General features: G+C 40.8%; 14 protein-coding genes. 7 read left to right on the forward strand and 7 right to left on the reverse strand.

Annotation, left to right across the window (positions count from 1 at the left end):
• Window positions 1–15: 15 nt before the first annotated feature.
• The 5 genes from mutY to RWO85_RS07190 all read right to left on the reverse strand — a co-directional run bounded on the left by mutY (window position 16) and on the right by RWO85_RS07190 (window position 4809).
• Window positions 16–1191 (reverse strand): A/G-specific adenine glycosylase, encoded by a 1176-nt coding sequence (gene mutY, locus RWO85_RS07170; protein ID WP_314414981.1) that lies wholly within the window; start codon window positions 1189–1191, stop codon window positions 16–18.
• Between the two features lie 233 nt (window positions 1192–1424).
• Window positions 1425–2399: a phosphate acetyltransferase gene (pta, locus tag RWO85_RS07175; protein ID WP_314414983.1), complete on the reverse strand. Its 975-nt coding sequence runs from the start codon at window positions 2397–2399 to the stop codon at window positions 1425–1427.
• 43 nt (window positions 2400–2442) lie between these two features.
• Window positions 2443–3339 (reverse strand): RluA family pseudouridine synthase, encoded by an 897-nt coding sequence (locus tag RWO85_RS07180; RefSeq protein ID WP_314414985.1) that lies wholly within the window; start codon window positions 3337–3339, stop codon window positions 2443–2445.
• Window positions 3336–4154: an NAD kinase gene (locus RWO85_RS07185; RefSeq protein WP_033677288.1), complete on the reverse strand. Its 819-nt coding sequence runs from the start codon at window positions 4152–4154 to the stop codon at window positions 3336–3338. The genes RWO85_RS07180 and RWO85_RS07185 overlap by 4 nt, the downstream gene beginning before the upstream one ends.
• The gene (locus tag RWO85_RS07190; RefSeq protein ID WP_314414987.1) at window positions 4138–4809 is read right to left on the reverse strand and encodes a GTP pyrophosphokinase family protein; all 672 of its coding nucleotides are present in this window, start codon (window positions 4807–4809) and stop codon (window positions 4138–4140) included. The genes RWO85_RS07185 and RWO85_RS07190 overlap by 17 nt, the downstream gene beginning before the upstream one ends.
• Before the next feature lie 128 nt (window positions 4810–4937).
• Here RWO85_RS07190 and RWO85_RS07195 point away from each other — a divergent pair, with 128 nt between their 5' ends.
• The 7 genes from RWO85_RS07195 (at window position 4938) to RWO85_RS07225 (ending at window position 9710) form a co-directional block, all read left to right on the forward strand.
• Entirely contained in the window at window positions 4938–5507 is a 570-nt protein-coding gene (locus RWO85_RS07195; RefSeq protein WP_314414989.1) for a CYTH domain-containing protein, read from the forward strand.
• Window positions 5508–5619: 112 nt separating this feature from the next.
• The gene (locus tag RWO85_RS07200; RefSeq protein ID WP_268717910.1) at window positions 5620–6579 is read left to right on the forward strand and encodes a ribose-phosphate diphosphokinase; all 960 of its coding nucleotides are present in this window, start codon (window positions 5620–5622) and stop codon (window positions 6577–6579) included.
• 9 nt (window positions 6580–6588) lie between these two features.
• A complete protein-coding gene (locus tag RWO85_RS07205) occupies window positions 6589–7704 on the forward strand; it encodes a cysteine desulfurase family protein (RefSeq protein ID WP_314414991.1) in 1116 nt (371 codons plus the stop codon).
• Between the two features lie 4 nt (window positions 7705–7708).
• Window positions 7709–8056 carry a DUF1831 domain-containing protein gene (locus RWO85_RS07210; RefSeq protein ID WP_314414993.1) on the forward strand — a complete coding sequence of 116 codons (348 nt, stop codon included), beginning with the start codon at window positions 7709–7711 and terminating at the stop codon, window positions 8054–8056.
• A gap of 7 nt (window positions 8057–8063) precedes the next feature.
• The gene (locus RWO85_RS07215; RefSeq protein ID WP_314414994.1) at window positions 8064–8279 is read left to right on the forward strand and encodes a DUF4649 family protein; all 216 of its coding nucleotides are present in this window, start codon (window positions 8064–8066) and stop codon (window positions 8277–8279) included.
• Window positions 8280–8361: 82 nt separating this feature from the next.
• Entirely contained in the window at window positions 8362–9003 is a 642-nt protein-coding gene (locus RWO85_RS07220) for a redox-sensing transcriptional repressor Rex (protein WP_042900738.1), read from the forward strand.
• Window positions 9004–9020: 17 nt separating this feature from the next.
• A complete protein-coding gene (locus RWO85_RS07225; RefSeq protein WP_049487231.1) occupies window positions 9021–9710 on the forward strand; it encodes a gamma-glutamyl-gamma-aminobutyrate hydrolase family protein in 690 nt (229 codons plus the stop codon).
• On the opposite strand, the gene radC is transcribed toward RWO85_RS07225, so the two are convergent.
• Window positions 9707–10387: a DNA repair protein RadC gene (gene radC, locus RWO85_RS07230; RefSeq protein WP_314414996.1), complete on the reverse strand. Its 681-nt coding sequence runs from the start codon at window positions 10385–10387 to the stop codon at window positions 9707–9709. The two genes, RWO85_RS07225 and radC, sit on opposite strands and share 4 nt — an antisense overlap.
• A 42-nt stretch (window positions 10388–10429) precedes the next feature.
• Window positions 10430–11232, reverse strand: an 803-nt coding sequence (locus tag RWO85_RS07235; RefSeq protein WP_314414998.1) for a 3'-5' exonuclease, incomplete at its 5' end; no start/stop codon positions are given.

Consider the following 11232-nt stretch of genomic DNA (forward strand, 5'->3'; position numbering starts at 1 on the left):
AAGAAGACACAATAGCTAGTCTTTGCTACTGTCTAAGTTGGCTTGTGCATAAGCCTGCCAGATTTTTCGTTGGGGTTTGGCAAGTGGAACATCCTTAAACTCTTCTGGTGAAAGCCAGCGAACTTCCCTATCGGAAAAGTTATGAAAGTCAGTCACTTGACCTGCTACAATTTGAACATGCCACTTGCGATGACTAAAGACATGCTTAACCATTTCAAAATAAACATCAAGCCAATCAACATCTAGGTCATAGTCCTGCTGGAAACTCTCTTCTGGACTGGGGCCAAAGTTTACACTTTCTTCTGTAACCTGATGAAAGAGGTCAAACTGCTCTTCTTGCGAAAACTCATCTACTTCTATCAAGGGAAAATGCCAAAATCCTGCCAACAACTTTTCACTTTCATTTTTTTCAAGTAAAAATTGCCCCTGAGAATTTTTCACAACTAGGACTTTTAGATAAATGGGAACTGGCTTTTTCTTGGGAGCCTTGATTGGATAACGGTCCATGGTTCCATTCTGATATGCCGCACTAAAGTCCTTAACTGGGCTTTCTTCTGGTCTGGGATTTACAGGCGCCTCAATATCAGATCCCAAGTCCATCAAAGCTTGATTAAAGTCACCTGGCCTTTCTGGGTCAATCAAGATTTCCATCATTGCCTGAAAAATTTTGCGATTGCTAGGAACTCCGATATCATGATTAATTTCAAACAGACGGGCCAGCACTCGCATAACATTACCATCTACAGCTGGTTCTGGCAAGTTAAAAGCAATACTGGAAATCGCTCCTGCAGTGTAAGGACCAATTCCTTTCAAACTAGAAATTCCTTCATAGGTGTTTGGAAATTGGCCACCAAAGTCAGTCATAATCTGCTGGGCCGCAGCCTGCATATTACGAACTCGAGAATAATAACCCAATCCCTCCCAAGCCTTCAACAAACTTTCCTCAGGGGCATTTGCCAAACTTTCCACTGTTGGAAACCAGTCCAAGAATCGTTCGTAATAAGGAATAACCGTATCCACTCTGGTCTGCTGAAGCATAATTTCAGAAACCCAGATATGATAAGGATTCTTACTCCTACGCCATGGTAAATCTCTTTTGTTTTCATCATACCAAGCAAGAAGTTTCTCACGAAAAGAAATGATCTTCTCCTCCGGCCACATAACGATACCGTATTCTTTCAAATCTAACATAACTCTAGTATAACACAGAAGATTCTAACTGTCCTTTTCCTAGTATTAATACTCTTCGAAAATCTCTTCAAACCACGTCAACGTCACCTTGCCGTATATATGTGACTGACTTCGTCAGTCCTATCTACAACCTCAAAACAGTGTTTTGAGCAGACTGCGGCTAGTTTCCTAGTTTGCTCTTTGATTTTCATTGAGTATAAAAAGCCTCTTCCCAAAGGAAAGAGGACTAAATCTTATTGATGAACTGCCTGGGCTGCTGTAATAAGTGTTAACTTGTAAACATCATCTGCATTACATCCACGAGAAAGGTCGTTAACTGGCTTGTTCAAACCTTGCAAAACAGGTCCAACAGCTGCAAAACCACCAAGACGTTCAGCCATCTTGTATCCGATATTTCCTGCCTCGATACCTGGGAAGATGAAGACATTTGCTTGACCAGCTACCGTACTTCCAGGAGCTTTCAGAGCTGCAGTTTCTGGAACAAAGGCCGCATCAAATTGCAACTCACCATCGATTTCAAGGTCAGGGCGCAAGTCGTGAGCAATTTTAGTTGCTTCAACAACCTTATCAACGCTTTCTCCAAACCCTGAACCTTTAGTAGAATAGCTTAGCATAGCAATTTTAGGCTCGATGCCAAACATCTTAGCTGTGATTGCTGAGTTGATCGCAATTTCAGCCAAGGCTTCTGCATCAGGATTGATATTGATAGCACAGTCTCCAAATAGGTAACGTTCCGTACCACGAACCATGAGGAAGGCACCTGAAGTACGCGTTACATTTGGACGAGTTTTGATGATTTGTAGGGCTGGGCGAACTGTTGAAGCTGTTGAGTGAATCGCACCTGATACCATTCCATCAACCAAGCCCAAGTAAACCAACATAACACCAAAGTAATTGACATCTTCAACCAAAATCTTGCGTGCATCTTCTTCAGACATTTTGCCCTTGCGACGCTCCACCAAGGCAACAACCATTTCTTCAAATTTATCGTAGTGTTGAGGGTCAATGACTTCATAACCGTCCTCGATACCTTCGATTTCAAGATAAATTTTAATTTTTTCAGGATTTCCAAGCAAAACAGGAATCACTTCTGTTTCTTTTACCAGGCGTTTAGTCGCTTGAAGAATACGAGGTTCTTCCCCTTCAGGGAGAACGATACGAGCATTTTTACCAACCAAGTTGGCTTTGAGACTTTCAAAAACTTCCATGAGTTTTCTCCTTTAAAATAATAATTATACTCTGAATCAGTTTTTATAGAGTATTAGTTGATAACTGGGTAATAAGGTTACTGAAATCATCCGGCAAGGGACTTTCTAACTGCAAGTCTTGCTCTAAAAATGGATGATAAAAAGTTAAGGAATGACAATGTAGGGCTTGGCGCTGAATTCCATCGTCCAGACTACCACCATACAAATCATCTCCCAACAAAGGAAAACCAATATGAGAAAAATGGACTCTGATTTGATGGGTTCGTCCAGTATGCAGGCGAATGTCTACCAAATGAATATTCCCATAAGATGCTACAATCTTGTAAGAAGTATGGGCATACTTTCCGCCTTTAGCCACTCGTCTGGTGATAATAGAGTCTTCATCACGCGCAATCGGAGCAATAATTTCCCCCTCTGACTCCAAGTGTCCATCGCCTTTAAGCAAAGCAAAATAGCGCTTCTCGATAGATTTCTTCTGCAACTGCTTGTCTAATCGTGCATGGGCATAGCCGTGTTTGGCAAAGAGCATCAAGCCAGAAGTATCTCTATCAAGCCTGGTCACAATGTGAACCTGCTGATTTTCATAGTTTTGCTTGACATAGTAACCCTTGATAAAATTGGCAATGGTATTGGAGTGATTGACACTAGGAATAGAAGCCACTCCATAGGGTTTGTTCAAGACTAGAAAATGGTCATCCTCATAGAGAATATCCAGTGGGCGCTCGATAGCTTCTAGAGTTTCAAAGCCTTCCTCAGCGGGAATATCGATGATAACTCGATCTCCAATATCCAATAGATAGGTTGCATTTTGTGGTTGATCATTGACCAGAATAGCTCCGCCTCGAAACTTAATCTTAGCCAGCAGTCCCTTAGAAACCTCATGCTTTTTTAAGAAGGTCTTAACCTTGACATGCTCATCTGCGATAAATTCAAACCTCATTCATCCACCTCGCCGATGAAAGCATCCTTAACACGATTCCAGAAACTGGTATGGCTAGGTGATGCGACAAAGTGAATCTTATGGTGGTCGATTTGATACTCAATTCGCTCAATATTGCGGAAGGAATAAACGCTATTGTCAACCGAAATGGTATGGTAATCGTTTCTCGTTGGGATGAGTTCAATCTTATCCTTCTTAGGAACAATAATAGATGAACCCAGCGTACGATAAACACGATTGTTCAGGCTAGCAATTTCCGTTAATTGCAAAGCTTCAATGGTAGGGTGTAAAACAGCTCCACCAAGCGACTTGTTATAGGCTGTACTACCAGTCGGTGTCGAAACTGTTAGCCCGTCTCCACGAAAACGTTCAAAGGGGACACCATTGATTACAATATCTGCTACCATTGTTCGATCCGACCTTCGGATACTAGCTTCATTTAGTGCTCTAAAAATCTTCACTTCACCATTTCCAAGAAAGACCTTCACATTTAGAACAGGGTAAGAGACTCTTGCTCCTGTATCTAGCTGCAAATTAGTCACTAGCTTATCTAACTCAAAATCACGGTAGTCCGTATAGAAGCCCAAATGTCCAGTGTGAACACCAATGAAGCGGACCTTGTCAAGCTGGTTTTCGTACTTATGAAAGGCTGACAAGAGCATGCCATCCCCACCAATGGAAATAACGATATCTGGATTGGTATCATTGAGTATAAACTGATTTCTCTTCAAACGATCTCGCAATTCATACAAAACCCTTTGACTCTGTGGTTTTCTATTAGCTATCAGGTCAATTCGTTTACCTGTATTCTTCATCTGTATCGTCACTGTTTCCTACACCATCATTTAATTTTCTACTCAAAGGATCAAAAAGTGCCTGGGCTTCTTGGATATCATCACGAATTTTACCCATTTCTTCATCCAACTGATGGGCAATTTTGGCAGTAATTTCCAATCGCTTCTTAATCTCCTCTGGGAAATCCCCTTGGTATTTGTAGTTGAGAGAATGTTCTATCGTTGCCCAGAAATTCATGGCCAAAGTACGAATTTGAATTTCTGCCAAAATAATCTTGGCTCCATTGATGGTGTCAACCATATATTCTACTACCACATGATAGGAACGGTAGCCTGAAGCCTTTCGATGAGTAATGTAATCTCGCTCCTGTATGATACGCATATCCTGACGTTTGCGCAAAATAGCCACAACTTCTTGGACATCATCTACAAACTGAACCATCACACGTAAGCCAGCAATATCCTGTAAATCGTGTTCCAATGTCGCATAAGTAATACCACGTCGAGCCATTTTTTCCTTGATACTTTCAATTGGCTTGACTCGACCAGTCACAAACTCAATCGGAGAATGCTTATTTTGCTTGCGATATTGCTTACGAATACCACGTAGTTTAATCTTTAACTCACCAACAGCTTGAATGTAAGGATCTAGAAATTCTTCCCATTCTAAGGTCATATATTCTCCCTTGTTCTCATATTATCCTTCAAAAATATCTTTGATTTTTTCTCCAGATTCATATACAATAAATACAATGCTTATTATACCATAAATCCGCTTTCAACGATAAAGAAAAGGTAAGAAAAATGAAACATTTAGAAATTGAATTGAAAACACTCTTGAAAAAAGATGAATATGATCGTCTAAAAGACCAGTTCACAGGTGTCACTCCTGTTCTTCAAAAAAATTACTACATCGACACACCTGATTTTGAACTGCGAGAAAAGAAAGTTGCTATGCGCATTCGAACTTTTGAAGACTGGGCAGAATTGACACTTAAAGTCCCACAAAGTGTCGGAAACATGGAATACAATCAAAAATTGCAACTAAAAGATGCTGAAAACTATCTGAGCAAGGAAGAACTTCCTCAAGGGCTTGTGCTTGATGAATTAGCAAAACATGGTATCCAAAGTAATAAATGGCTGGTCCTTGGTTGTCTCACAACACTTCGCTATGAAATACAAACACCAATTGGCCTCATGGCACTAGATGAAAGTCAGTACTTTGATATTACAGATTACGAATTAGAGCTTGAAGTGGAAAATCACGAGCAAGGCAAACAGGATTTCCAAAAATTTTTAGAGGAAAATCAGATTTCCTACCAAAAAGCCCCTTCAAAATTGGTTCGATTTGTCAAAAGCATGAAAAATAGCTGAAATAATCTTCATTTTTTGGTAAAATAGAAAAGATAAAAATACACAAATCCCAGTTCATATAGGTAAGACAGATATAACTAGGATTTATAAAGTTTACAGAGGACGGTCTATAATGTCAGATAGAAAAAATATGAAACTTTTCGCACTCAACTCTAACCAAGAAATTGCACAAAAAATTGCTCAAGCTGTTGGTGTCCCACTTGGAAAACTGTCATCACGTCAATTTTCAGACGGAGAAATCCAAGTGAATATTGAAGAAAGTGTCCGTGGTTATGATGTGTACATCATCCAATCAACAAGTTTCCCTGTTAACAACCACCTAATGGAATTGCTTATCATGGTCGACGCTTGTGTGCGTGCAAGTGCTCACAGTATCAACGTTGTTCTTCCATATTTTGGCTATGCACGCCAAGATAGAATCGCATCATCTAGAGAACCACTAACAGCTAAACTAGTTGCTAACATGCTGGTTAAAGCTGGTGTAGATCGTGTCCTTACCCTCGACTTACATGCAGTTCAAGTACAAGGTTTCTTTGATATTCCTGTAGATAATCTTTACACTGTTCCTCTCTTTGCTAAACACTACTGTGATAAAGGATTAAGAGGTTCGGATGTTGTTGTCGTTAGCCCTAAAAATTCAGGGGTAAAACGTGCTCGTAGCTTGGCTGAATATCTTGATGCTCCTATCGCCATTATCGACTACCCTCAAGACGATGCAACTCGCAACGAAGGCTATATTATCGGTGATGTTGAAGGTAAAAAAGCTATCTTGATTGACGATATTCTTAATACAGGACGTACCTTCTCTGAAGCAGCTAAAATCGTTGAACGTGAAGGGGCTACAGAAATTTATGCTGTTTCTAGTCATGGTCTTTTCGTTGAAGGTGCTGCTGAACTTCTTGACAATACTAAGATTAAAGAAATTCTTGTGACTGATTCAGTAGCAACAAAAGAAAAAACTCCTAAAAACGTATGCTACATCACTGCTAGTGAGTTAATTGGTGATGCCATCGTCCGTATCCACGAAAGAAAACCAGTCAGCCCACTCTTTGCTTACAACAAAAAGAAATAAGGTGATTCTTTGATTTATTTGGACAATGCTGCAACGACTCCCATGTCAGCAGTTGCTATTTCAGCTATGACCGAGGTTATGCAAGAAACCTATGGAAATCCTTCTAGTATTCATGGGCATGGTCGTCAAGCTGGCAAACTCTTGCGAGAAGCCCGTCAGGAACTAGCTCAGTTACTGGGGACAAAACCTCAACATATCTTTTTCACTTCTGGTGGAACAGAAGGCAACAATACTGCTATCATTGGCTACTGCCTTCGTCACCAAGAACGAGGAAAACATATCATCACAACTGCTATTGAGCACCATGCTGTCCTTGAAACCATTGATTACTTGGTTCAGCACTTTGGTTTTGAAGCAACCATTATCCAGCCAGAAAATCAAGAAATCACTGCCCAGCAAATTCAAGAGGCCTTACGTGACGATACGATTTTGGTTTCTACCATGTTTGCCAACAATGAGACTGGGAACCTACTGCCCATTGCTGAAATTGGCCAAATACTCAAGCAACACCCTGCTGCCTATCATGTCGACGCAGTTCAAGCTATTGGTAAAATACCAATTCATCCCGAAGAATTAGGCATCGATTTTCTCACTGCTTCGGCCCACAAGTTCCATGGTCCTAAGGGAATCGGTTTTCTCTACGCATCTAGCATGGACTTTGATTCCTATCTACATGGCGGAGACCAAGAACAGAAAAAACGTGCAGGAACTGAAAATCTAGCTGCCATCGTAGGCATGCTTGCAGCCTTAAAAGAGGACCTAGAAAAGCAAGAAGAATATTTTCAACATGTACAAAATCTAGAAACTGCCTTTCTGGCCGAGCTAGAGGGAGTTCAGTATTACCTGAATAGAGGACAACATCATCTCCCTTATGTTGTCAATATTGGATTTCCTGGTCAGAAAAATGACCTCTTGCTCCTTAGTCTAGATTTAGCTGGAATTTCAATCTCTACTGGCTCAGCTTGTACAGCAGGTATTGTCCAATCCAGCCATGTTCTTGAAGCTATGTACGGAGCAAATTCAGAACGCTTGAAGGAATCCGTTCGCATCAGTTTGTCGCCACAAAATACTGTTGAAGACCTACAAACCCTCGCAAAAACCTTAAAAGAAATTATCGGAGGTTAGCCATATGGCATTTGAAAAAACCATTCAGTTAAAAAATTGTCGTTACGACTACACTCTTAGCCCTTCTGTTAAAAAATTTACCCTCAAGGACAACACTTTTTTTGAGACCAAGGTTAGTAACTACGAACTAACTCGTCTGCTTGAAAAGGTTCCAAACAGCGGTGAAGGCTTCCAACTCAAAATCATCATTAACAAGGAACTTACAGGGGCTAAAATCAATATCACTGACAAGTTTGGCCTTCGTCTAGTTGATATTTTCAAATCAGAAGACCATCACATTCATCAGGAAAAATTCTACTTCCTCATGGATAGCCTTGTAGAGCGTGGTGTCTTTACAAAATCGGAAAGATAGAGCCAAAATGTTTGAACTAACCTATAAGGACAACTATCATGTAGAGCGGACTCTCAAGTATGAAGATTATGAGGCTCTCATGTTGGCTTTGTCAGGATGTGTGACCCTACCAGATACACTTTATGTGACTTCTTTGACTTTTGAGGGGCAGGAAGTTTACCAAGGACTGGTCGGAGACCTCTACCGTTTTCTAGCACAAACAGAATTTTTACATCAAAACTAAGATTTTTCTTAGTTTTTTATTGTTTTTGTTGATTTTTTCACAATGTTTCTATAAAATAGAAGAATAGAAAGGTTGTGATTTTGTGAAAGATAAACAGTCTGCTATTCCAAAAGCTACAGCGAAAAGACTCTCTCTCTACTATCGAATTTTTAAGAGATTTCATGCAGAAAAGATTGAACGTGCCAACTCTAAGCAAATTGCAGAGGCTATTGGTATTGATTCAGCGACAGTTCGTCGTGATTTTTCCTACTTTGGTGAACTAGGTCGTCGTGGTTTTGGCTATGATGTTAAAAAACTGATGACGTTTTTTGCCGATTTGCTCAATGATAACTCCATCACCAATGTTATGCTGGTAGGTATTGGAAATATGGGCCATGCCCTTCTCCACTACCGATTCCACGAGCGTAACAAGATGAAGATTATCATGGCCTTTGACCTAGATGACCATCCTGAGGTCGGGACCCAAACCCCTGATGGGATTCCCATTTACGGAATTTCTCAAATCAAGGATAAAATCAAGAATGCCGATGTCAAGACTGCAATCCTAACTGTTCCCAGCGTCAAGTCACAAGAGGTTGCCAATCTCTTGGTTGATGCTGGCGTGAAAGGAATCCTCAGTTTTTCACCAGTTCATCTGCATTTACCAAAAGACGTGGTCGTTCAGTATGTCGATTTGACAAGTGAACTCCAAACCCTCCTCTACTTCATGCGAAAAGAGGATTAGAAAGCGAAAATCATTTTATGAAAAAACCAGTTATTGGGATTACAGGAAACGAAAAAACTCATCCAGATGATGACATCATGATGAGCTACGCAGCAAAAGGCTTTGTTGAAGGAGTTAAAGACGCTGGAGGGATTCCCATCATCCTACCGATTGGTGATCAAGAAATGGCTAGCCACTATATCAGTTTGATTGACAAGCTCATCTTGACAGGTGGGCAAAATGTCGATCCAAAATTCTATGGTGAACCGAAAACCATTGATAGCGATGACTACCACCTTCAAAGAGATATCTTCGAACTGGCTCTTATCAAGGAAGCTATTAACCAGAAAAAGCCTATTTTCTCCGTCTGTCGTGGGACTCAACTCTTTAACGTTGCCATGGGTGGAACTCTGTATCAAGATATAGAAGACCACTGGCAAGATTGTTCTGCTGAGTACACAACTCAACGCTTGGTGACAGAACCTGATACAGTTCTTCGAGAAATCTATGGAGAAATTTCCCATATCAACTCCTTCCACCACCAGAGCATCAAGGATTTAGCACCAAATTTAAAGATTGCGGCTCATGATCCTAAAGATGGTATCATTGAAGCTGTCATGAGTACGGATGATGTTGCCTTTCTCGGTGTCCAATGGCACCCAGAATTTCTATTTGAAAATCGTCCCAAAGATAAAAACCTCTTTGACTATGTCGTTAATGAACTTTAGATTAAGTCTGTCTTTTCACGATAACTAAAGTAACTAGAATGAGAGACAATCAAATGGTCCAAGAGAACAATACCCATCAGGTCGCAGGCTTCTTTGACAAGTTTAGTGACATGATCATCATTACGACTAGGGGCTACTGCTCCTGAAGGATGATTGTGGACCAAGATGAGAGAGGTCGCCATATGCTTGATGGCATAGTGAAGAATCTCTCGCGGTTCAGCGATACTACGAGTTGCAGAACCGATAAAAATGGTCTGTTGATGGATGATTTGATTTTGAGTATTGAGATAGAGCGCCACCAGGTGCTCTTGTTTTTTATGTCCCAATTCCTGCTGCATCTTCTTGGCCAACTTTTGACTGCTGAGAATACTTTCCATTTCAAGGGTCTCATGTTTATGAATACGATGGCCCAGTTCAATCATAGCTTGTAATTCTATGGCCTTAACACGACCGATACCAGACAGACTCTGCAATTCCTGCAGGGTCATTTTTTTCAAATCCGTTAGGCTTGAAAGATTGCTCAAGACTTTCTGGGCAATTTCAAAAACGCTGGCTTGACGTGTTCCTGTCCTGAGTAGAATAGCTAGCAACTCTTGGTTACTGAGAGCTTCTACTCCTTCTTGGGCTAGTCTTTCTCTTGGCAATAGTGAATCTTCTTGGAATGAAATACTGTACATAAAAATCCTCCTCACTTTATTATTCGTGAGAAGGATGGAAAATTAGATTTTTTTCTCAATTGGGGCTACACTGGCTAAAAGTTTTTTCAAACCTACTTCTGGGAAATTGATTTTTAATTCTTGAGTAGCTCCGTTACCTGAAACTTCCAGAACAGTTCCCTCTCCCCATTTCTTGTGGAGGGCAATGTCACCAATGGACCAATTCGCCTCGCTAGACGCTGATTTTACGCCAGCTGTAAATTGACCAAATGGAAGATCGCTTGACTGAATAGTTTTTGGGGCAGCACTGCGTTTACGGTCTTGAAGAGCTTGGGCAAGACTCATACCTTGACCGAAGGCAAGGCCACCACTGCTATAAGATGCCTTAAAGCTTGTATTGGCTGGACGGGCCAAACCTTGATACTCAAGCAAATCTGAACTGATTTCGTTAATAAAACGAGTCGGACGATTGTAGTTTGTACGACCAAAAAGCAGGCGCGAATTAGCATTTGTCAGATAGAGAATTTTCTCTGCACGCGTAATTCCTACATAGGCCAGACGGCGTTCTTCTTCTAATTCATCTTGATCTTCAGCTGCACGGCTAAGCGGAAAGACATTTTCTTCCATCCCAATCAAAAAGACAACTGGAAACTCAAGACCTTTGGCAGCATGCAGGGTCATCAGGGTCACTTCTGATGTCTCCTGACTACCTGAATCTGTGTCTGCAATTAAGGCCAAATCATTTAAGAAACGACTCAGTTTATCCAGACCAGTTTCTTCTTCTGGCTCATCAGAGGTGTCATCAAAGTTCTTCGTCACAGAAAGGAACTCTTCAATATTTTCAACCCTAGCCTTGCTTTCTAAAG

This window comes from uncultured Streptococcus sp. (assembly GCF_963521865.1).
Classification (GTDB): Bacteria; Bacillota; Bacilli; order Lactobacillales; family Streptococcaceae; genus Streptococcus.